This window comes from Flavobacterium sp. 38 (genome assembly GCF_057799715.1).
The window spans coordinates 23,779-46,723 of record NZ_JBYNWZ010000011.1 but is presented as its reverse complement, the minus strand read 5'-3'; the positions used below and the strand labels follow the sequence as shown (position 1 = coordinate 46,723).

The 22,945-nt window shown below is 33.7% G+C and carries 20 protein-coding genes; 15 read left to right on the top strand and 5 right to left on the bottom strand.

Features of this window, described 5'->3' with window-relative positions; translation table 11 throughout:
- Window positions 1–23 precede the first annotated feature (23 nt).
- The 3 genes from argB to argH all read left to right on the top strand — a co-directional run bounded on the left by argB (window position 24) and on the right by argH (window position 3,532).
- Window positions 24–797, top strand: coding sequence for an acetylglutamate kinase (argB, locus tag AC3E9W_RS20030; protein ID WP_488769754.1), 774 nt, complete (start codon window positions 24–26; stop codon window positions 795–797).
- A 246-nt stretch (window positions 798–1,043) separates the two neighbouring features.
- Window positions 1,044–2,114: a M20 family metallo-hydrolase gene (locus tag AC3E9W_RS20025; protein ID WP_488769753.1), complete on the top strand. Its 1,071-nt coding sequence runs from the start codon at window positions 1,044–1,046 to the stop codon at window positions 2,112–2,114.
- A gap of 131 nt (window positions 2,115–2,245) precedes the next feature.
- A complete protein-coding gene (gene argH / locus AC3E9W_RS20020) occupies window positions 2,246–3,532 on the top strand; it encodes an argininosuccinate lyase (RefSeq protein ID WP_488769752.1) in 1,287 nt (428 codons plus the stop codon).
- Between the two features lie 64 nt (window positions 3,533–3,596).
- Here the strand turns inward: argH and AC3E9W_RS20015 are convergent, their stop codons facing one another.
- Window positions 3,597–4,913 (bottom strand): T9SS type A sorting domain-containing protein, encoded by a 1,317-nt coding sequence (locus tag AC3E9W_RS20015; protein WP_488769751.1) that lies wholly within the window; start codon window positions 4,911–4,913, stop codon window positions 3,597–3,599.
- Window positions 4,914–5,177: 264 nt separating this feature from the next.
- On the opposite strand from AC3E9W_RS20015, the gene AC3E9W_RS20010 reads away from it, so the two are divergent.
- The 3 genes from AC3E9W_RS20010 to AC3E9W_RS20000 all read left to right on the top strand — a co-directional run bounded on the left by AC3E9W_RS20010 (window position 5,178) and on the right by AC3E9W_RS20000 (window position 7,722).
- A complete protein-coding gene (locus AC3E9W_RS20010; RefSeq protein ID WP_488769750.1) occupies window positions 5,178–6,176 on the top strand; it encodes a DUF2157 domain-containing protein in 999 nt (332 codons plus the stop codon).
- The gene (locus tag AC3E9W_RS20005; RefSeq protein WP_488769749.1) at window positions 6,173–7,339 is read left to right on the top strand and encodes a hypothetical protein; all 1,167 of its coding nucleotides are present in this window, start codon (window positions 6,173–6,175) and stop codon (window positions 7,337–7,339) included. The genes AC3E9W_RS20010 and AC3E9W_RS20005 overlap by 4 nt, the downstream gene beginning before the upstream one ends.
- 74 nt (window positions 7,340–7,413) lie before the next feature.
- The gene (locus AC3E9W_RS20000; protein ID WP_488769748.1) at window positions 7,414–7,722 is read left to right on the top strand and encodes a hypothetical protein; all 309 of its coding nucleotides are present in this window, start codon (window positions 7,414–7,416) and stop codon (window positions 7,720–7,722) included.
- A 2-nt stretch (window positions 7,723–7,724) separates the two neighbouring features.
- Here AC3E9W_RS20000 and AC3E9W_RS19995 read toward each other — a convergent pair whose 3' ends face one another.
- Both AC3E9W_RS19995 and ytxJ read right to left on the bottom strand, forming a co-directional pair.
- Window positions 7,725–8,012: a type II toxin-antitoxin system RelE/ParE family toxin gene (locus AC3E9W_RS19995; RefSeq protein WP_488769747.1), complete on the bottom strand. Its 288-nt coding sequence runs from the start codon at window positions 8,010–8,012 to the stop codon at window positions 7,725–7,727.
- A gap of 114 nt (window positions 8,013–8,126) precedes the next feature.
- Entirely contained in the window at window positions 8,127–8,519 is a 393-nt protein-coding gene (gene ytxJ / locus AC3E9W_RS19990; RefSeq protein ID WP_488769746.1) for a bacillithiol system redox-active protein YtxJ, read from the bottom strand.
- A 205-nt stretch (window positions 8,520–8,724) separates the two neighbouring features.
- Here ytxJ and clpB point away from each other — a divergent pair, with 205 nt between their 5' ends.
- The 7 genes from clpB to AC3E9W_RS19955 all read left to right on the top strand — a co-directional run bounded on the left by clpB (window position 8,725) and on the right by AC3E9W_RS19955 (window position 16,819).
- The gene (gene clpB, locus AC3E9W_RS19985) at window positions 8,725–11,322 is read left to right on the top strand and encodes an ATP-dependent chaperone ClpB (protein ID WP_456892404.1); all 2,598 of its coding nucleotides are present in this window, start codon (window positions 8,725–8,727) and stop codon (window positions 11,320–11,322) included.
- 148 nt (window positions 11,323–11,470) lie between these two features.
- Window positions 11,471–11,962, top strand: coding sequence for a T9SS type A sorting domain-containing protein (locus AC3E9W_RS19980; RefSeq protein WP_488769745.1), 492 nt, complete (start codon window positions 11,471–11,473; stop codon window positions 11,960–11,962).
- Window positions 11,963–11,985: 23 nt separating this feature from the next.
- Window positions 11,986–13,026: a DUF8740 domain-containing protein gene (locus AC3E9W_RS19975; protein ID WP_488769744.1), complete on the top strand. Its 1,041-nt coding sequence runs from the start codon at window positions 11,986–11,988 to the stop codon at window positions 13,024–13,026.
- Window positions 13,027–13,435: 409 nt separating this feature from the next.
- Window positions 13,436–14,320, top strand: coding sequence for a DUF808 domain-containing protein (locus AC3E9W_RS19970; protein WP_488769743.1), 885 nt, complete (start codon window positions 13,436–13,438; stop codon window positions 14,318–14,320).
- Between the two features lie 352 nt (window positions 14,321–14,672).
- Window positions 14,673–15,083 carry a hypothetical protein gene (locus AC3E9W_RS19965; protein WP_488769742.1) on the top strand — a complete coding sequence of 137 codons (411 nt, stop codon included), beginning with the start codon at window positions 14,673–14,675 and terminating at the stop codon, window positions 15,081–15,083.
- A 291-nt stretch (window positions 15,084–15,374) separates the two neighbouring features.
- A complete protein-coding gene (locus AC3E9W_RS19960) occupies window positions 15,375–15,848 on the top strand; it encodes a DUF6169 family protein (protein ID WP_488769741.1) in 474 nt (157 codons plus the stop codon).
- An 80-nt stretch (window positions 15,849–15,928) separates the two neighbouring features.
- Window positions 15,929–16,819: a carbon-nitrogen hydrolase gene (locus AC3E9W_RS19955; protein WP_306157815.1), complete on the top strand. Its 891-nt coding sequence runs from the start codon at window positions 15,929–15,931 to the stop codon at window positions 16,817–16,819.
- Between the two features lie 243 nt (window positions 16,820–17,062).
- Here AC3E9W_RS19955 and AC3E9W_RS19950 read toward each other — a convergent pair whose 3' ends face one another.
- Both AC3E9W_RS19950 and AC3E9W_RS19945 read right to left on the bottom strand, forming a co-directional pair.
- Entirely contained in the window at window positions 17,063–18,322 is a 1,260-nt protein-coding gene (locus AC3E9W_RS19950) for an OmpA family protein (RefSeq protein ID WP_306157817.1), read from the bottom strand.
- Between the two features lie 203 nt (window positions 18,323–18,525).
- Window positions 18,526–20,043 carry a choice-of-anchor I family protein gene (locus AC3E9W_RS19945; protein WP_488769739.1) on the bottom strand — a complete coding sequence of 506 codons (1,518 nt, stop codon included), beginning with the start codon at window positions 20,041–20,043 and terminating at the stop codon, window positions 18,526–18,528.
- A 184-nt stretch (window positions 20,044–20,227) separates the two neighbouring features.
- Here AC3E9W_RS19945 and AC3E9W_RS19940 point away from each other — a divergent pair, with 184 nt between their 5' ends.
- Both AC3E9W_RS19940 and AC3E9W_RS19935 read left to right on the top strand, forming a co-directional pair.
- Entirely contained in the window at window positions 20,228–21,268 is a 1,041-nt protein-coding gene (locus AC3E9W_RS19940) for an agmatine deiminase family protein (protein WP_488769738.1), read from the top strand.
- 430 nt (window positions 21,269–21,698) lie between these two features.
- Window positions 21,699–22,883: an endonuclease/exonuclease/phosphatase family protein gene (locus AC3E9W_RS19935; protein ID WP_488769737.1), complete on the top strand. Its 1,185-nt coding sequence runs from the start codon at window positions 21,699–21,701 to the stop codon at window positions 22,881–22,883.
- Window positions 22,884–22,945: the final 62 nt, after the last annotated feature.

Genomic DNA, 22,945 nt, shown 5'->3' with positions numbered 1-22,945 from the left:
TGTCCCTTTGAACCTTAAAGATAATGAACGTTTCAGTAATAAAAATCGGTGGAAACATCATCGACAATCCCGCAGAATTAGAGCAGTTTTTAACTGATTTTTCTAAAATTGAAGGGCATAAAGTATTAGTTCACGGCGGTGGAAAATCGGCTACAAAAATGGCGCAGAGCATTGGTTTAGTACCACAAATGATTGACGGACGACGTATTACCGATGCTCCGATGTTAGATGTTGTTGTGATGATTTACGCAGGACAAATCAACAAACATATTGTGGCGCAATTGCAAGCAAAAGACAATAATGCAATCGGATTTTCTGGAGCTGACGGGAATTTAATTCAATCCACAAAAAGAAATCATCCAACAATTGATTACGGATTTGTGGGCGATGTAAAACAGGTTAATACTAAATTACTAGCAACTTTATTGGATACTGGAATTATTCCTGTTTTCTGCGCGATTACACACGACAAAAACGGACAATTATTAAATACTAATGCTGATACAATTGCAAGTGAATTGTCGATTGCATTATCTGAAGTTTTTGATGTAACGCTGACGTATTGTTTTGAAAAACAAGGCGTTTTGCAGGATTCAGAAGATGATTCGTCTGTAATTACAGAAATCAACGAAACATTATACAACAAACTAAAAGAAGAAAAAGTAATCCATTCTGGAATGATTCCAAAACTGGATAACTGCTTCAATAGTTTGTCAAGAGGCGTGCAGAAAATCAAAATTGGGCATCACAGAATGCTTCAAAATGCAGATGTTCCGCATACCACAATTACGTTATAAAAGAATTGCCACAAATTGACGTTAATTCTCTCTGTTGAAAGAGAAAATAATTTTAGGTTTACATTAAAAAAATCATTTTGATTTTAAATCTGTAACAAAAAAACAATTTGCGTAAAGTCGTATAATTAGTGGCAAAAAAATAGAGCGCACAAGGTATTTTAAATAAATTTGCGCAAGTAAAAATGGTCATAGGAAAGCTCAAAAACTTTGCTGCTTTGTTCCTTTGAACCTTTGAATCTTATTAAAATGAAAAATATAGATACGCTTACCAAAGAAGCCATTCAATTATTAAGAAATCTGATTGAAACGCCTTCATTCTCAAGTGAAGAAGACCAAACAGCTCTTTTAATAGAAAACTGGTTCAATCAAAACGAAATTCCATTCCAGAGAGAAAATAACAATGTGTGGGCTTTCAATAAATATTTCGATGAAAAGAAACCAACACTTTTACTAAATTCACATCACGATACTGTAAGACCAAATCAGGCTTACACCAACGATCCGTTTAAAGCAATCGAAAAAGACGGAAAACTATTCGGTTTAGGAAGTAACGATGCTGGAGGATGTCTGGTTTCGCTTTTAGCTACATTCGTTCATTTTTACGAAAACCAAAACTTATCACATAATATTGTTATTGTAGCTTCCGCTGAGGAAGAAAGCAGTGGTAAAAACGGTTTAAACAGCGTTTTAAAACATTTGCCAGAATTAGATTGTGCAATTGTTGGAGAACCGACTTTAATGCAATTGGCAGTAGCCGAAAAAGGCCTTTTAGTTTTAGATGTAAAAGTAAAAGGAACTGCAAGCCATGCTGCGCATCAAAACGATGATAACGCTTTATACAAATCAATTCCGGTAATGGAATGGTTTAAAAACTATAAATTCGATAAAATCTCAGACGTTTTGGGTCCCGTAAAAATGACCGTAACGCAGATTAATGCAGGAAAACAGCACAATGTTGTTCCGTCAGAATGTGATTTAGTTGTTGACATTCGCGTAACAGATCGCTATACCAATGCGGAAATTCTGGAGGTTGTAAAAGCCAACGTAAAAGCCGAAGTAACACCAAGATCAATGCATTTAAATGCTTCTTCTATTCCAGTTGCGCACGGTTTAGTTCAGGCGGGAATTGCTTTAGGAAGAACAACTTATGGCTCACCAACACTTTCAGATCAATCCGTTTTAAGCTGTCAGTCTTTAAAATTAGGGCCTGGAGAAACATTACGTTCGCATTCAGCAGACGAATTTATTTTTGTAAACGAAATAGAAGAAGGAGTTGATTTGTATATCAAGATACTAACAGGTTTCTTCAAATTATAAGAAAAGAAAACTGCCACGAATTCACGAATTGTTTTTTTACTATCTAGTATTAATTCGAATTAATTCGAAAAAAATAATCACAAAGATTTGAAAAAATAATTCGTGAATTCGTGGCGAAAAAAATAAAGCCTATGAAACTTTGGGAAAAAGGAATACCAACAGATAAACAAATCGAGCAATTCACCGTTGGAAACGATCGTGAACTTGATTTAGTTTTAGCAAAATATGATGCTTTAGGTTCAATTGCCCATGCAAAAATGCTTGGACAAATCGGATTATTAACCGAAGAAGAAACAACTTCTCTAGTTGATGCTTTAAACGAAATTATTGCCGATATCGTAGTTGGAAATTTTGAAATCGAAGACAGTTTTGAAGACGTTCATTCTAAAATCGAATATCTGTTAACAGAAAAACTAGGCGATGCAGGAAAGAAAATCCACACCGCTCGTTCTCGTAACGATCAGGTTTTAGTTGACGTTCATTTATATCTAAAAGACGAATTAAAAGCCATTAAAGAACAAGTAAAAACGCTTTTTGATTTGTTGATGGAATCGGCAGAAAAATATAAAGATGTTTTATTGCCGGGCTATACGCATTTACAAATCGCAATGCCATCATCATTCGGAATGTGGTTTTCGGCATATGCTGAAAGTTTAATTGATGATATCACGATGCTGAACGCAGCTTCTAAGATTGTAGATCAGAATCCGTTAGGATCTGCAGCAGGTTACGGAAGTTCATTCCCAATCGATAGAACATTTACAACAAAAGAACTAGGTTTCGAAACTTTAAAATACAATGCCGTTGCTGCGCAAATGAGTCGTGGAAAAGCAGAAAAAACAGTTGCTTTTGCGATGACAAGCGTTGCAGGAACATTGTCAAAATTTGCTATGGACGTTTGTCTGTATATGAGCCAGAATTTTGATTTTATCGGACTTCCAGCACATCTTACAACAGGATCGAGCATTATGCCTCACAAGAAAAATCCAGATGTTTTCGAATTGATCAGAGGAAAATGCAATAAGATTCAGGCGCTTCCTTACGAGATTACTTTAATTACAAATAATCTACCAAGCGGTTATCACAGAGATTTACAGCTTTTGAAAGAAGGTTTGTTTCCTGCGATTCAAAACCTGAAAGCATGTTTGGATATTGCGATTTTTTCAATAAAAGATATCACGGTAAAAGAAGGTATTTTGGAAGATAAAAAATACGATTATCTGTTTACGGTTGACACTTTAAACGAAATGGTTGTTGACGGAATGCCGTTTAGAGACGCTTACAAAGCCGTTGCAGAACAATTGGAAGAAGGAACTTATAAATCTCCAAAAGCAACCAAACACACGCATGAGGGAAGTATCAATAATTTATGCCTTAACGATATAAAGGATAAAATGGATAACAGCTTTTTAATGTAAATAAAAGCAATATAAAAAAACAAAAGGTCATTGATTTTCAATGACCTTTTGTTTTATAGTAAGTTTAGTTTTTTACCAGTTTAAAAGTTTTGCTTCTGTTTTCGATCTGAACTTTACAGATGTATATGCCTTTAGAAAGATTTCCAACATTCAACTCTAATTTTTCATCAGGAGACACATTTTTTTGGTGCGAATATACTTTTGATCCATTTGAAGAAAACAAATCTACTTCGGCTAAACCATTGTCAGCACTAGAAAAATCAATATTCAAAAGTTTATTAATAACAGAAGGATAGTATTTCAAATCTAAATTATTGACATTCTCGTTTAAGCCTAAATTATTACAGCTTGTAGATAAAACACCTTGAGCAGTAACTTGAAGTGTTGCTCCAGCACCGCAAGAAGGGTTTGAAATAAATCCTGCAACATTTGCAGTGGGTAAAACAGAGTAAGCATAAACAGGTTTAGTTACTGTGTTTCCAGAATTTGCAGGAGCATTTAAGCAATCGTTAAAAGATATTCCAATTGTACCACCGTCTGTACTTATATAATTTTTAAAAGCAGTTCCAATTTTTGCAAAATCGGTGCCTTCAACATAGCAAGTAGAATTGTTGTTTCCGCCACCTAAACTAATGGCTAATGAACCTGAAACAGAGGTGTTGTAATAGCAGTTTAAAATATGAAGTTCGGCATTTCTAGCTCTTGGCATTCTTTCTTTACAGCCTTCAGCCCAATAGCAATTTTTAAATGTAATACTATAATGATCATCTGCTGGAGCATCAGTTTTAGACGAACCAATTAAATCAGAAAAACGGTGATCATCAGCTCCGCCAGGACCACCAGCTTTTGGAGCTTTTAGATAAATAAATTTGCACCAAGAAACCGTAACATTATCTGCAGCGCCTTTATTGTCAAAATTACCATCTGTTCCATCTTGAAATTCACAATGGTCAACCCATAGATTTGTAGCTTCAGAAGTTAGATTATCGCGTCCATCTGTATCATAGGCTCCAGGCCCTTCAAAAATTAAATTTCTAATGATTACATTGTTAGATCCTGCTTTTAAATTTAAAATTCCAGAACCAGAAGCCGTTTGATCAAGGTTGATTAATCGCGCTCCGGGAAGTCCAATGATAGTTTTGTCATTTACTTGTACGCTCGTATATGTAAAGTTTATTGCTCCCGAAACTAGAATAACTTGCGGAGTGGTTAATTTTAATTTAGCAGTTAAATCAGTTAAGGTAGTAACCGTTACGGGAGTTGCGCTTCCTCCTCCAGTTGTTGCAGCTCCAAATCCTTCTGGGGCACTCATATAATAGTTTTGAGCAAACAAAAAGGAGCAAGGCAGAAGCAAGGCTAATAAAATAAGTTTTGTTTTCATTTAAGTGTGGTTTTTTGTGGTTTCAATAGTAAATGTAATCGATTGCACAAATGTAAAAGAATAAAAATAATTTCAAATTAATTTGATGAATATTTTATGCTTTAATGATTGAGAACAAGAGAGTTGTAAGTGTTGTTTTTACACTAATGTATGGTCTTTCATTTAAACTTTTACAGCAAGAATTGTACAAAATTTAGAAAATATTAAAAACAAGCATTTTCATCCTAAAATACTTATATTTGAAAACCACAACCCAATTAACCAATGAAAAAATTTGACAGCCAGCTGACTCAAAATCTTTTTGATAAAGGCTTAATTACCGAAAATCAGTTTGATGAAATTAAAACGTATCGAAATCTGAATATCTTTTCGCTCAATGCAGAATTAAAACTTTTTCTATATCTGTCTGTATTGCTATTTACTTCAGGAATCGGAATTTTAATATATGAGAATATCGATTCAATAGGGCATATTGCTATTCTTTCGTTGCTTTTGATTGTTATAGCAGTTTGCTTTTTTTATTGTTTTAAATATTCAAAAGGCTTTCAGAAAGATGAAACAACATTTGAACATCCTGTGCTAGAATATTTGGTTCTGGCGGGCAATATTCTGACTTGTATTTTTATCGGATACCTTCAATTTCAATACAAACCTTTTGGAGAACATTACGGATTAGCGACGTTGGTTCCCACAATAGTGAGTTTCTTTTGTGCTTATTATTTTGACAATAGAAGTGTTTTAACGATCGCCATTACTGGCTTGGCGGCTTACGTTGGACTTTCGGTAACACCTCAAACTTTATTAGATAACAATGATTTTTACGCCAGCCAGAGTTTGAGCTATTCTGCTGTAATGCTTGGTGTTTTATTGATTTTATGGACGATTTACAGTCAGCGAATTTCACTCAAAACACATTTTGGATTAATTTTTCTCACTTTTGCGCTTCATATTGTAAGCATTGCCTCAATTAGCAATTTAACCAATTATGATATTCTTACTTGGATGGTTTTTGGAGTTATTTTAGCAGGTTCTACTTATTATTTTTATAAAGCTAGTTACGATCAGAAAGCAATGTCTCTTTATGTATTTATGATTTTATACGCTTATATAGGCGGAAATATTTTCGTGTTTAGAATCTTTGAAAATGTTGATTTCTCAGACTTTTGGGAAATATTTATTTTACTATTGCCAGCTTATTTCGTCGCTTCAATTGTAATTTTTATAAAACTAATTAAAAACTTTCATAAAGAAATTTCAGAATGATAGCATACGATAAAAAAGTATTAGATAATGAAGCTTTAATTGATGAAGCTGCTTCTTTGTATAATGGAGGTTTTATTAGTAAAGACCAAAAGAAATTTATAGAAAAAGAATTGGAAGCTCTTAAAGACCAGAAAAATATTCTGGTTAGAATTGGTTTCTTTTTGCTAGGAGTATTATTGTTCGGATCGATTTGTGGTGCGATTACTATATTCGGGGTGAGTTCCGAGCGCATATTTTTTCAAATCTGCTGTTATATTTTTGCGATAGTTGGATTTGCAGGAGCTGAATTGCTTGCTTCAAAAAATTTTCATAATCACGGTTTAGATGATGCTTTTATTCTGGGGGCGCTTTTAAATGTCGGATTTGCAATAGCAATCACAACTGAAGGCTACGAAATAATCATAGCAATTTTTGTTGCTATTGCAGCATTGTTTATGTTTTTAAGGTATTTGCATGTATTGTCAATGCTAGTTTTTTGTATTGCTATAACTGCTTTTTTGTTTTTTGGAATGTTTGAATTCGGAGAAATAGGAAAAGCTATTTTACCATTTACAGCGGCTATTTTTGCTGGAGGTTTTTATTTTTTCACAAAAAAAATAATCGACCGTTTGACTCAAAATTATTACTATAACGGACTTTTATTAGCAAATAGTTTTTGTCTCGTTTTATTTTACCTTTCGTGTAATTATTTGGTAGTAAGAGAACTTTCTGTAGAGCTTTTAGGGACAGATGTAAAACCGGGAACCGATATTCCGTTTGCATTTTTCTTTTATGCCTTTACTTTTATAGTTCCAATAATTTATTTGGTTCAAGCTTTGAGAACAAAAGACCGATTAATGCTTTGGATTAGCTTTTTGGCTATTGCATTTTCAATTTATACGATTCGATTTTATTATTCGGTTTTACCGATAGAAGTGGCGCTAACAATTGGAGGCGCAGTTTTATTTGCAATCGCTTATTTTTCAATTAAAAAATTAAAAGAAAAAGAAAGCGGATTAACTTTTAAACCCGATAGAATCAATCATACAGATTCGTTGCTAAATGCTGAAGCTTTAGTTGTAGCTTCAACTTTCGGAATGAAACCAGAAGTAAAACCGCAAGCTTCTCCAATGGAATTTGGAGGTGGAGGTTTTAGCGGAGGCGGCTCAGATGGAAGTTTTTAATTGTATTTTGTCTGAATTTTGTTTCATTTATTTTGTTATATTTGTAAAATAAATGTAACGAAAAAGTTTCATATATGATACAAGAAATTCTCGCTTTTAAAAAGGTTGCCAGCCAACTAGATGAACTTATCAATAATTCTCCTTTTAAAAAGAAGTATATTATTGAACAGGTTGGATTGTCGGGGCCTACTTATTATAGAAAATTGCAAAATCAATCTTTTACTGCTGATGAAATGTTAGCAATAGCTAAAATTATTTCTCCTGAAGAATATTATAAAATGGAATTATTAGCAGAGATAGAAGAGGCTAGGGAAAATATTAAAGAAGGAAAAACTATCCCGCATAGCGAAATGGTTAAAAGAATCAAAAATAAAAACAAGTGATTTTAGAATAAATCTTTGATTTGTTTTTGTCTATTATCGTGAAAAGTTAAAAGCATAATTTTGTCATCCATCACACTGTAGATTAAAGAAATTTGTTTGACTACTAATATAGCGCTGAAATCAAAATCTTTGTTATAGCGACCTATCTGAGGATTTTTTGCTATTATATCAATTACATTTAAGACTTCTTCGTCAAATTTTTCAGCAACTGTAATAGACCAATTTTCTACTAGATATTCATAATTTTTTAGATATGTTTTCTCGGCTTTTTCAGTCCAAATCACTTCCATATATTCCACTTTTTTCGTGTAAATATACTTTTATTGAATAGAAAAAGCACAAAATAAATAAGAAAAAACTTTCTTTTTTATTTTATGCTTTAGTGCTTTATTAGTAGATTTAAATTACGAAACCTTACTTTTCAATGTCTCTGCATCAATATCGCTGTGCGAAACATCATAAACAGCTTTTCCGTTTTTGATTAAAATCAATTGAGGCGATTCGTGATAAACGCCAAATCGGCTTGCAATTTCGTTTGATATATCTCTATGTGCAATTAAGTCTAAAAAATACGCATCAACAACACCTTCTAGATCGTATTCTCTTTCAAATTGTTTTAAAGCCATACGGCTGATGCTGCATCGTGTACTATGCTTAAAAATCACAACTGGTTTTTCGTTTGAAATGGCTTCGATCTCCATTAATTGACGAATATCTGTTAAGTCTGTCCAGTTGACTTTGCTTTTTGCTGCTTCTGAGTTCTCTGAACTTCCGAAGATTGAATTAAAAAAACTCATATGTGGCTTAATTTATGACTTTTTGACGTGTAAAAGTTTTTAAAACTTGAAATTTACCGTCATTTTGTCTGTTTTTTTACTATGGAATATAATTTGTCTATTTAAATGCAAAGTTAAATTATTTGAGTTAAAGATTTACCTCAATAAAGCGTAACTTTAATCTTATAAAATTGAAACAAATAAAAATCAATCAAATCGTAAAAATATGAATATTAACAAGTTTACTATTAAATCGCAAGAAGCCATTCAGTTGTCGCAACAATTAGCACAGCGAAATGGCCAGCAGCAAATTGAAAATGAACACATTTTCAAAGCAATTTTTGAAGTTGATGAAAACGTGGCGCCATTTATATTGAAAAAATTAAATGTAAATGTTCCATTGTTTCTACAGCTTTTAGATGCTACAATTCAAAACTTTCCAAAAGTTTCTGGAGGCGAAATTATGCTTTCTAGAGATGCGAATAAATCTTTGAATGAAGCTGAAATAATCGCACAAAAAATGAACGACGAATACGTTTCGATCGAACATTTGATTTTAGCCATTTTTGACTCAAAAAGTAAAGTTTCTCAGATTTTAAAAGATCAGGGAGTTACAGGAAAAGGCTTGAAAGCAGCAATCGAGGAATTACGTAAAGGAGAAAGAGTAACTTCTGCTTCTGCTGAAGAAACATACAATTCTTTAAATAAATATGCTAAAAACTTAAACGAATTAGCTCGTACAGGAAAACTAGATCCAGTTATTGGACGTGATGAAGAAATTCGTCGAGTGCTGCAAATTTTAACTCGTAGAACCAAAAATAACCCAATGCTTATTGGTGAGCCTGGAGTTGGTAAAACGGCAATTGCAGAAGGTTTGGCGCATAGAATTGTTGATGGAGACGTTCCAGAAAACTTAAAAGAAAAAATCGTTTTCTCATTGGATATGGGGGCTCTGATTGCTGGGGCGAAATACAAAGGAGAATTTGAAGAACGTTTAAAATCGGTTGTAAAAGAGGTTACAGCTGCAGAAGGAGATATTGTTCTTTTTATTGATGAGATTCATACGCTTGTAGGAGCGGGTGGAGGTGAAGGCGCAATGGATGCTGCCAATATCTTGAAACCAGCTTTAGCGCGTGGAGAATTGAGAGCAATTGGAGCAACAACTTTAGATGAATATCAAAAATATTTTGAAAAAGACAAAGCGCTTGAAAGACGTTTCCAAAAAGTTCTAATCGATGAACCAGATACAGAAAGTGCGGTTTCGATTCTTCGTGGAATCAAAGAAAAGTACGAAACGCACCATAAAGTTCAGATTAAAGACGAGGCAATTATTGCTGCGGTTGAACTTTCGCAAAGGTATATTACCAACCGTTTCTTACCAGATAAGGCGATTGACTTAATGGACGAAGCAGCTTCTAAACTGCGTATGGAAATCAATTCAAAACCAGAAGAACTGGATGTTTTGGATCGTAAAATCATGCAGCTTGAAATTGAAATTGAAGCCATTAAACGTGAGAAAGAAGAAAGTAAGCTTAAAATTTTAGGTTTGGAATTGGCCAACTTGAAAGAAGAGCGAAACGAAATCTTTGCAAAATGGAAATCTGAAAAAGATATTGTTGACGGAATTCAAGCTGTAAAACACGAAATAGAAGATTTTAAGTATGAAGCGGAACGTGCAGAACGTGACGGTGATTACGGAAAAGTAGCTGAAATTCGTTACGGAAAAATAAAAGAAGCGCAAGAACGTCAGGAAACGTTGCAAAAACAATTACAGGAGTTTCAATCTGGAACTTCTTTAATAAAAGAAGAAGTTACCAGAGAAGACATTGCAGAAGTGGTAGCAAAATGGACTGGAATTCCGGTAACTAAAATGCTTCAGACAGAAAGAGAAAAACTTTTGCATCTAGAAGATGAATTGCACAGACGTGTAGTAGGTCAGGAAGAAGCGATAGAAGCGGTGAGTGATGCTGTGAGGAGAAGTCGTGCTGGTTTACAGGATATGAAAAAACCTGTTGGAACATTCCTTTTCTTAGGAACAACTGGAGTTGGTAAAACCGAATTAGCAAAAGCTTTGGCTGAATATCTTTTTGATGATGAAAATGCTATGACCCGTATCGATATGAGTGAATATCAAGAACGTCACAGTGTGAGCCGTTTGGTTGGTGCACCTCCAGGATATGTAGGTTATGATGAAGGCGGACAATTGACAGAAGCTGTTCGAAGAAAACCGTATTCTGTAATTTTGTTAGATGAGATCGAAAAAGCTCATCCAGATACTTTCAATATCTTATTGCAGGTTTTAGATGAAGGCCGTTTGACAGACAATAAAGGTCGTCTAGCGGATTTCAAAAACACTATTATCATCATGACTTCTAATATGGGAAGCCAGATTATTCAGGAGAAATTCGAAAATCTAAAAGGTGGAGTGGAAGCAGCGACAGAAGCAGCTAAAAATGAAGTTTTAGGATTGTTAAAACAAACGGTTCGTCCAGAGTTTATAAACCGTATCGATGAGATCGTAATGTTTACGCCACTTACAGTAGATAATATTTCGAGAATTGTAGGTTTACAGTTGAAAGGCGTTACTAAAATGCTGGCACAGCAAGGCATTACAATGGATGCGACTCCAGAAGCTATTGCTTACTTGTCAGACAAAGGATATGATCCTCAGTTTGGAGCAAGACCAGTAAAACGTGTCGTGCAAAGAGAAGTTTTAAATCAATTGTCAAAAGAAATTTTGGCAGGAAACATAACAACAGACAGCATCATTTTATTAGATGCTTTTGATGGCAAATTGGTATTTAGAAACCAGACCGCTAATTAATTATTTTTTTTACATGTTAATCTTGAAAAGCATCAGTCTTGTACTGATGCTTTTTTTTTGTTAATAATTTCTGTCAATAACATTTTTAATAGATATGTTAAAGTTGTAAGAAAGAGGGTATATTTGATTTAAACTATAAATCATTTATATGAAAAGAAACCAAACAACATTTTTGATTTTATTTGTCATGAGCGTTTTCTTTGGAACCAAAACTTATTCGCAAGAAAGCATAGTCGTTGCGGGCGGAAAAGGCGCTGGAGCTGGAGGAACCGCAAGCTATTCAGTAGGGCAAGTTTCTGACTTAAGCCTGAAAGGAAGTGGCGGCTCTGCTCATGAAGGAGTTCAGCAGGCCTATGAAATTGCTACTTTAGGGGCGGATGAGTTTAAGGAAATTAATCTTGTGATTACTGCTTATCCTAATCCTACGATTGATGTTTTAAATCTAATTGTTTCTGATAATCAATACAATGATTTATCATTTACTCTTTTTGATATCAACGGAAAAATTGTAGCAAATACCTCAAAAGTAATTTCTTCAGAAACAAAAGTTTCTATGCAAGGATTAGCGAAGGGAGTTTATTTTCTTGCAGTAAACAGAAGCTCTAAAGCAATTAAAACTTTTAAAATTATTAAAAAATAGAAATTTAAACCGTAGAAAAATATATGAAAAAAATTACTCTGGCATTACTATTACTAAGTTCGTTTACTATTTTATTTGCTCAGGCACCACAAAAAATGAATTATCAGTCTGTTATTCGTAAAACAGATGGGACTTTGTTGGCAAATACTTTAGTCGGTATTAAAACCAGTATTTTATTAGGTTCAGTAACTGGAACAGCTTCTTATGTAGAAACACAAACTACCACAACAAATGCTAACGGATTAGCCACAATTGAGATAGGAGGAGGAACACCAGTCGCTGGAACTTTTGCCTCTGTAGACTGGGGCGCAGGATCTCATTTTATTAAAACAGAAATAGATCCAGACGGAGGAAGCAATTATACCATTAGCGGGACAAGTCAGCTTTTGAGTGTGCCTTATGCATTATATGCAGGAAGCAGTAAAACGAACGGAAAAACGAGTATTATAATTACGGGAGATATTACAGATGCACAGGCGGCGGCGCAAATAGAAGCACAGTTGGGAGCTTACACGGAAAATATTTATGTAACATCCACAACAAATTTGACAACTATTGATTTAAGTGCAGTAAAGCAACTAGTATACTTAAAAATTCAAAACAACTTAAAATTAGCAAACGTTAATTTAAGTAATCTTATTGAGGTTTATAATGATTTAGATATAGGTAATAACGATGTATTAGGCTCAATTACATTTCCTGTTTTGAAAACATTACATGGATACGACACTGGAATTTTAAATAATCCATCTCTAACTTCTATTTCTTTTCCTGCTTTAACCTCTAGTAAAGGACTTTATTTTCAAAATAATTCCATTCTTACCTCTATTGACTTGCCATTATTAACAAAAGTTACAGATGAAAATTTATCGCTTAATTTTAATAAAAATGCGCTTTCGAGCTCACAAGTAAATTTAATTTTGCATCGATTGCTTAATCTTCCTGCTAATGTAGGAAGCTATGTTCAGTTGCAAGATCAGAATCCTCCGGCTCCTCCGACTGGGCAAGGAATTCTAGATAAGGCAACTTTAATTAGTAGAGGAATGAATGTTTCTACCGATTAATTTGAAAGGTGACGAGTTCTAAATAATTCATAAAAGCATCAGTTTAAACTGATGCTTTTTTTTATCTCTAAATTTTGAAACTTTTTATCCAATTCATATAACAAGATATCATCAAAAAAGAACCAATTTTAAATTCATAAAAATCAGCAAATTATTAATTAAAATTTAAAAATCATGAATAATATATTTAGAGGATTACTGGCAGGATATGGAGCTAAAAAGTTAGGCGGAGGCTGTTTCGGAACAATTATAGTTTTCATTATTTTATGGGTTCTTTTAGGGCAATGCAGTTAAGAAACCATTACAGAAAATTAGGAATAAAAATCATAAATTTTTGATGTGATATTTTTGGGAAGATTCAAACAAAATGTATAGATTCGCGTCACTAAAAAAAATAACAAATTAAAAGATGGCTTCAGGTTTTTTCGTTCTATTAGATGATATCGCAGCAATTATGGATGATGTTGCAGTAATGAGTAAAATTGCAGCAAAAAAAACAGCTGGAATTCTAGGAGATGATTTAGCTGTAAATGCTGAAAAAGCTTCAGGATTTGCTTCATCAAGAGAGCTTCCTGTTCTTTGGGCAATTAGTAAAGGCTCTTTGCTTAACAAAATTATAATTCTTCCTATTGCATTTTTATTAAGTGCTTTTCTTCCAGTAGCAATTATTGTGATCCTAGTTCTTGGCGGATTGTTTTTAGCATACGAAGGAGCAGAAAAAGTGTATGAGTTTATTGTTCCTCACAAACATGAAGAATCAGAAGGTATTACAGAAGAAACTCTAACTGAAGAACAAATTTTAGCAGTTGAAAAAACAAAGATAAAATCTGCTATCATAACCGATTTTATCCTTTCTGTCGAAATTGTAATTATCGCTTTAGGAACTGTTATAGAAGAACCTCTAACACAGCAAATCATTGTAACGTCTATTATTGCTTTAATAGCTACAATTGGTGTTTACGGTATTGTTGCTCTTATTGTTAGAATGGATGAAGCAGGTTACAAGCTTATTAAATTCAGCAAGAATGAAAAAAGCTTTTCTGCTATGATAGGTAATGTTTTGGTAAAGGCGCTTCCTCTGGTAATTAAAGGTTTGACTGTAATTGGGACAATTGCTTTACTTTTGGTTGCAGGAGGGATTTTTGTACACTACATACCATATTTCCATCATTTGTCAGAAGAAATCAAAATGCCGGCTATTATTAAAGAATTTGTAGTAGGATTGGTTTTAGGATTTGCAGTTCTGTTGGTTATCAACTTAGTAAAAAAGATCTTCAAAAAGAAAACGGTTTAATCTAATCCACATAAAATATACAAGAACATCAGTCGAAAGGCTGGTGTTTTTTTTTGGAGCAAAAATAACATTTTCAGTTCAAGTTTAGTCCCGCTATCCGCTATATCTTTTTTGATTCCGTCTCGTTAAAGAACGAGACGGAACCAAAAAAGGATGCCGCTTCTATCGGGGCTAGGCCATGAAATTCTATTTTCAAAAGAAATATTGGTAAGAATGTGTATTTTTTTTTAATCAATAAAAACTTGATTTTTAGTTGTTTAATTCCTTGCTGAAATTTTTAACATTTTGTTTTAAGCAACCATTGCAACTAATAGGCATCTTCATAGTAATTAACAATTAATTATTATTTTATATGAAAAGTTTTAGCTTAAAATCAAGTTTAGTAGTATTATTTTTATCAATTGCATTTGCTTCATGCAGTAACGACGATGAAGTTCAAGCACCAGCTCCAACTTCTAAAGCTGCTTTAGTAACCGAAATTAAAGGACCAGCAACAGGAAAAGTAAATGAAGAATTAAGCTACGATGTAACGTATGTGGTAGATAACGCTTGTGCAGAATTTGATAAAATCTCAGAAGTTACAATTGGAGACGTAAAAGGATTAGAAGTACTTGCAAAATATCCATCTGAAGTTTGCACACAACAAGTGCCAGAACCACAAAAAACAGTTTACAAATTTAAATCTGCAACAAAAGGAACTTTTGAAATCAAATTCAAAAAATCAGAAAAAGAATTCCTTACTCAAAAAGTAGTGATTGAATAATAAAAAATTTGGTTGAGTTTATTTAGGTTGAAAAGCCATTTTGCTGAGACTTACTATTTAAGTTGATGTGAAATGGTTTTTTCTAAAAGCAAAAAATGTTATTTAATTACTATTTTGGAAACAGGTTTGTTTTTTCTTACATTTGCATACAATTCGAAAACAATCATGGAAAAAACAATAATCATAAAACCAAATTCTAAGACAGTTTCTGTTTTAAAGAAATTGGTTGATTTAAAAGAAGAACATCGAAAAGAAGTTTTAGAAAGATTAAAGAAAAAATAGAATTTCTTTATGTATACATATATTTCAGAAGAGGGTTTACACCCTCTTTTTTATTTTACAACAAAATACGGTTTACAGTATGTTGTAAGCTTTAGGAAAATGGATTTAGATAATTTTTTCTTTGAAAAATTATATTCTATTGACTTTTATGAGTCCAACAATCAAAAGTTTTTTACAGATTCTTTTGTCGAAATTACAATAGCCGCAATCATAGATGATTACTTTCAAAATAATCCCGATATCATTTTAAACTATGTTTGTGATAGTGTAGATTTTAGACAGGATTTTAGAAAAAAACTTTTTGATAAATGGTATAAAAATGCCTCAAATCTAACGTATTCTAAAGTTAATTTCGAATATTCTGTGGAAGAAGAAAATACAAAATATCACTTGAGTTTTATTTTTAAACGGCAGTTTTATGAAATTGAAAATGTTATAGAAAAAGTTAATATTCAATTGGAAAAGTTTTCAAATTTAAAATGATCTTTAATTAATATTGGTGAAATCTGTAAACTTTGCCATTCCTCTAAAATTTACTATTTTTGCACTCTAAATTTTATGTCATGGCGAAAAGAAAGTATAAAGTATCGGTTATTCAGTTAAATCTGAATGATGTTGCCGAAAATAATCTTAAAAAATGTATCAGCTGGGTAAGAGACGCTGCAAGCCAAGGTGCTGAAGTTATCTTATTGCCTGAATTATATAGCAGTCATTATTTCTGCCAAAGCGAAGATGTAGATAATTTTGCATTAGCAGAACCGCTTTACAGCACTTCATTTATCGCATTCAGCGAATTGGCAAAAGAATTAGGAGTCGTAATTATTGTTCCATTCTTTGAGAAAAGAATGGCTGGAATCTACCATAACAGTGCTTATATTATTGACACTGATGGAACAGAGGCTGGTTTATACCGTAAAATGCATATTCCAGACGATCCGCATTTCTACGAGAAATTCTATTTTACGCCAGGTGATTTAGGTTTTCAAGCAATCGAAACTAAAAAAGGAACTGTTGGAACTTTGATCTGCTGGGATCAGTGGTACCCAGAAGCAGCTCGTATTACAGCGCTTAAAGGTGCTGAGGTTTTATTCTATCCAACAGCTATTGGATGGCATCCTAAAGAAAAAGAGCAATACGGAGAAAACCAATACGGTGCTTGGATGAACGTTATGAAAGGTCATGCCGTAGCAAATGGAGTTTTCGTAGCAGCAGCAAACAGAATCGGTCTTGAAAAATATATCGACGGAACAGAAGGTATTCAATTCTGGGGTGCTTCTTTCATCGCTGGACCACAAGGAGAAATCTTAGCTCAGGCATCTCATGATAAAGAAGAAATCTTAATTGCTGAAGTTGACTTGGATTTACAAGAAAATGTTCGCCAAAACTGGCCGTTCTTCAGAGACAGAAGAATTGATGCTTTTGGAGATATTACAAAAAGAGCAATCGATAAATAATTAGATTTATTTGAAATATAAAAAAAGGACAAAATGTAAATTTTGTCCTTTTTTTATAAGCTTCGGAGAAGCGAAATATTTATAGCAAATAATAAAGTTTGCAATAAAGCTCCAGCTGAGCGACATGTCTTTTTTCAATCTAATGCATGTCGCTTCGCTGAAGCTTTTGTATATTTTTTATAACAAAAAAGAGCTGTCTCAGATGAAACAGCTCTTTTTCTTGTTTTTAGCTTTATATGTCGATTACTTCACTTGGAAAGTAACTCTTCTCACGATCTGACGTGCCTCTTTAGAATTTTTGTTAACAGAAGTATCTTCTCCGTTAGCAATTACATTCAATCTTGATGCATCAATTCCAGCGTTTACGGCTACTTTTTTCACAGCCTCAGCTCTTTTTCTAGATAACTCAGTGTTGTAATTTGTGTTTCCAATTTCGTCAGCATAACCAATAATGTCAGCAGATTTTCCTGGATTGTTTTTCAAGTATTTCACTAAGAAATCTACGCCTGATAAAGATGCGTTTGTAGGTTTAGACGAATTGAAGTCGAAATAAACATTTACATAACCTCCGTTGATTAATTCCTCAACAGTATTGTTTGTAGCTGTTCCAGCGCCTTTCTTTTCGTAAGTTTTGTCTAAGTAGCTTTCTAACTCATCTGGCACACCATTTTGATTCGTGTCAATTGATTGTCCTTTTGTGTTAACCGCAACACCTGCAATAGAATTTGGTTCTAAATCGTACAAATCAGCAACTCCATCTTTGTCTGTATCCAAAAGACCAGTTTCGATTAAGTCCACTCTTTGTTCCAATTCGCTAATTCTATCTTCTTCACCAACCCAGTCAGCATGTTTTTCATTTTTACCTAAGTAGAAAGTTAAACCAACAGAAGCATTTAAAAGAACACCGTCAAAAGCACCTGTACTAGTGTTACCCATTCCGTCAAAGTTCCAGTTTTGTCTTCCGTTAACAATTCCGGTAAGATCTCCTGTTAAAGCAACTCTATTGCTTAATCTAATTTGTCCAGTTAAACCAGCAATACCGTGTGCCATGTAATCCTGTCCTCCAAATCCTGTTTCAGTACTAATTTGCGAAACCCCAAAACCTCCATGTGCCAAAAGACCAATTGTGTTTGTCCAAGTTTCAAAATTTAAAGCACGTCCAACGTTGATAACCCCTTGTAAACTTGCTCTCACATAACGGCTTTCAAAATCTGGAGTGTCTTTTTTCTCTTTAAATTGGTCGTAACCAACATCTAATTTCACACCAAACTTTGGACTAAACATATATCTTACACCTAAATCTCCGTGGAAAAAGTTTAATGATTCTGTAGTATAACCTGGAGTCATTGTTCTGGTTGGTTTGTTAACACCACCATTAAGTTCGATCGACCATTTGTTGAATTCTTGATCTACACTTGGTTTGGTAGAAGTGGTAGCCATATTTTGAGCGCCTGCCGCAAATGATAGTAATAATAAGGATACTGATACTAATTTCTTTTTCATGATATCAAAAATTAAATTGTTTTTATTTTAAACTCTGAAACAAAATTAGCCGTCGAATTTTAGAAAGTGTTGTATATACTCTTACATAATTTCCATCTTTTGGCTTTTAATTATGTAAATCCGTTAAAATAAGTCTAATAGAAAGCATAAAAAAAGGACAAAATTCACATTTTGTCCTTTTTGCTATCCTAAAAAAAAATATATTATTTCAAATCTGGCTGATAAATTTTAACAGATCCGTCTCCCTCGCTGCTTACGACAAGCAAGCTTCTTTTTGTTGGACTTTTTGAAGCTGGGATAAAAAGAATCCCTTCTGGAGCATCACCAGTTTTTACAGTTTGTAAATATTGTGGTGAAGTTGGATTTGTTGCATCGTATACCATAAAAGCATCAGATCTTTCTAAACCAACAAACAAAATGTTTTGATTTCCCATTTTAGCAGCAACTACAGCTTCTGGTTCAGAACCTTTATCGTCACTTCTCTTATCGTCATAAGTTCCTAAGTCATACGTTTTCTTATCAACATCATTTTTACTGTCGTAAACAATTTTTCCTGTGTTTCCGTTCCAGATTGAGAAAGAGCGGGCTCCAAAACTTACCATTTCGTCTAAATCCCCATCTCCGTCAGTATCTCCCATGTCGGCAACAAGATTCAATCTTCCTAAGTTAGCATCTAATTTTAAAGTAGCAGCATCAGGAAAAACAGTAGCGTCAAGTTTCATGCTTTTCATACGCTTAATGTCAGTATTAGCAGTATATTCTCTTGCATCGCCTTCATTAGCAGTTACAAAATATGGAGTATTGTTTACTGTAAAATGGCTAATTGCATCTGGCATGTAAAGACCTTTTACTTTCCATGGATTAAAAGCAACTTTATCGTCGCTATCACTTACATCAATTGCATTTTCTGCAGTATTGTAGTCTTTTAAACCTAAAGGATAAATTGCAGTAATCGTTTTAGAAGTTAAATCAACTTTTGCAACACCATTATTTTCCTGTAAAGTTACCCAAGCAGTTTTAGAATCGTCAGAAATAGTAATGTATTCTGGTTCAATATCCTGAGCAAAGCTTTTAGCAACTTTAGAAACTCTAAACCCGTCTTTTATTAATGTAGCAGCCTGTCCGCTGAAAGAAGCGAAGTCTAAAGTAGTTACAGTATAAGAACCAGTTTCTATAATAGATACAGTTCCGTTTGGATCTTGCGAATAATCCGTATTTGGCTCGCCTTCATTAGCAGTCATGATAAATTTTCCGTCTGGAGAATAAGTAATCATATCAGGAAGAGCACCAACTGTAACTTGTTTGATTAAGCTGTAATCCGAAGTGTTGAAAACAACTACTTTACCATTTGCCTGTTTGTTTGTAGTCGATTCTAAAGCAACAGCCAATTTTCCGTCAAAAACAGAAACACTGTTTGCAGCACCTTCGTATGTAGCTAAATTGATTTGTCCTATTTTAAGAGGTTTTGTCGGATCAGCAATATCAATAACGTCGATTTGATTTACACCGCTGTTGTTAACTGTAAACAGTCTTTTTGTTTTTTCGCAGTAAGCAGAAATTTCAGCCGCAGCTTCTCCGCCAATTGTAATAGAACCAATTTCTTTAAAAGTTCCAGGATTTTCATTTACAAGAACTTCAGGTTCGTTTTTAGAATTTTCATCATTGTTACAGCTTGCTAATATAGAAAGAGCAGCTAATAATGAGATCGATAATTTTTTCATGTGTTAGTTTTTAGTTTTGGCAAAAGTAATTCTGAGCTTTCTGTTAAATATTAAGGATGTATTATTTAATCTTTAACTTAATTTTTGCAGGATATTTTTTGTGAAATTATTATCGAATTTGATATAAATGTTTTAAAATCCTAACGAATGCTTATCTTTGCACTTTCTAAATTAGAACCTATTTATGTCAACAAATAATAGAAGATTTCCAGCAGAATGGGAAAAACAGCAAGGAATTGTATTGTGTTTTCCGCATAATGGCAACGATTGGCCAGGAAAATACGAAGCTGTTCAATGGGCTTTTGTAGAATTTATAAATAAAGTAGCCACTTTTGAAACTGTTTTTTTGGTCGTTGCCGATGAAAAACTAAAAGAGAAAGTTGCTGATATGCTTGAAAGAGCTAGAGTAAACATTAAAAACGTTTCTTACATTATACATAAAACCAACAGAAGCTGGATGCGTGATTCTGGACCTATTATTGTAAAAAATGGTTCTAAAAGAGAAGCTTTAAATTTCAATTTCAACGGATGGGCAAAATATAAAAACTATCAGTTGGATAAATTCGTTCCGGGTAAAGTTGCAGATTTTATTGATGTGCCACTAACTCAAGTTATGTACAAAGGAAAACCAGTAATTGTAGAAGGTGGAGCAATTGATGTAAATGGAAAAGGAACTTTATTGACTTCTGAAGAATGTCTGATGCATCCGACTATTCAGGTTCGAAATGCTGGTTTCACCAAAGAAGATTACGAAGCTGTTTTTAAAGAATATCTTGGAGTTACAAACGTAATCTGGTTGGGAGATGGAATTGAAGGTGACGATACACACGGACATATCGACGATTTATGCCGATTTGTAAATGAAGATACGATTGTAACGATTGTAGAGACAGATAAAAACGATTCAAATTACAAGCCATTACAAGATAATTTGAAACGTCTTCAAAATGCAAAATTAGAAAACGGAAAATCTCCTGTAATTGTAGCGTTGCCAATGCCAAAACGTGTTGATTTTGAAGATTTGCGTTTACCAGCGAGTTATGCTAATTTCTTGATATTGAATAATTGCGTTTTAGTGCCGACATTCAATGATAGTAATGATCGCGTGGCTTTAAATATCTTAGCAGAATGTTTCCCAGACCGAGAAGTAATCGGTATTAGCTGTATCGATTTCATCTGGGGATTCGGGACTTTGCATTGTTTAAGCCAGCAGATTCCTGCTTAGTTTTTTTTGTTGCAAAGGCACAAAGGCACAAAGTTGCAAAGTTTCGGTAGGTTTGTCAGGCTGAGCGGAGTCGAAGCCTATGCGGTAGTTTTTCTGCCACGAATTACACGAATTGCACAAATTTTTCTTGGATGGTTTTTATCACAAATTACACAAATTAGCGCAAATTTTATTGGATAGTTTTTTTGCGTCTGTCAGGCTGAGCGAAGTCGAAACCCCGCAAAGTGTAGTCTAGCAAATTTAAATTTTAAATATATATAGCAATTAAACCCGACAAGTTTTTAAAAGCCTGTCGGGTTTCGTATGATATTAAATTAAAGTATGGCAGCTTTTTTTTGTCGTATATTTAACAGAGAGACTTGTCGAGTTTCTCTACAACCTCCTTATATTCGTATGTTCAATAATGCAGAAATGCAGATTTAAATTTTATATGAAGAAAATATTTTTTATCCTTTCCGTGCTTTCTTCCGGAGTTCTTTTTTCACAATCTGATTCGCAAGAAAAAAATGAACTTACATTTGCGACCTACAATGTAAGTATGGAATCTGATAATTATTCTCCAAAAGGCGCAATGGGAAAATCGGAGCTGATATTGATTGATCAGCTTAAATCAGGACATAATGCTCAAATTAGAAATATCGCCCAGATTATTCAGACCGTTAGGCCAGATGTTATTCTCCTAAATGAATTTGATTACATTAAAGATCCTGAACAAGGTGTAAAGGCATTTATTAAAAATTATTTGAATGTTAGCCAAGGCGGAGCAGAAGCCATCGATTATCCTTATTACTATTATTCAACAGTAAATACTGGCCAGCCGAGTCCTTATGATTTGAACAATGATGGAAAAGTAACTAATTTTGGAAATGATGCATGGGGATTTGGTATGTATCCTGGACAATATGGAATGATGCTTTTATCTAAATATCCGATTGATGTTAACGCGGTCCGTACTTTTCAGCATTTTAAATGGAAAGATATGCCAGGCGCATTGCTTACCAAAAAGGCAGATGGATCAGATTGGTACAGTAAGAAAGCATGGAAGGAATTCCCGTTATCTTCAAAATCTCATTGGGATGTTCCTGTACAGATTGGCAATAAAACTGTTCATGTTTTAGCCAGTCATCCTACTCCGCCTACTTTTGATGGTGCTGAAGATCGCCACGGAAAAAGAAATCATGATGAAATCCGATTTTGGAAAGATTATATTGCAGACAATTCGGCTTCATACATTTATGATGATAAAGGTGTAAAAGGTGGTTTATCTCCGAATTCTCAATTTGTTATCTTGGGAGATCAAAACGCATCACCAGTTGAAGGAGATGCTATTAGAGAAGGTATAAAATCTTTAATAGAAAGTCCGAAAATTAATAGCGAATTTACACCTGCTAGTAAAGGCGGTGCCGAATTTAGTCCTGAAAATCCTTTTGGAGTTAATCATACTGCTTTTTGGAGAATGCGAGCTGATTATGTCTTGCCATCCAAACTTGGTTTTAAATTTGTCAGTAGTGGTGTATTCTGGCCTGCAAAAGGGGAGCCAATGTCGCAATTAGTCGAAAAGCGTGAATCAAGTTCAGATCATCGTTTGGTTTGGGTAAAGGTAGTTTTGGAATAAATAACTTTTCCTTTAAATTTTGATAGATTTAAAAATATAGAATAAAAAAACCTTGGTGATCG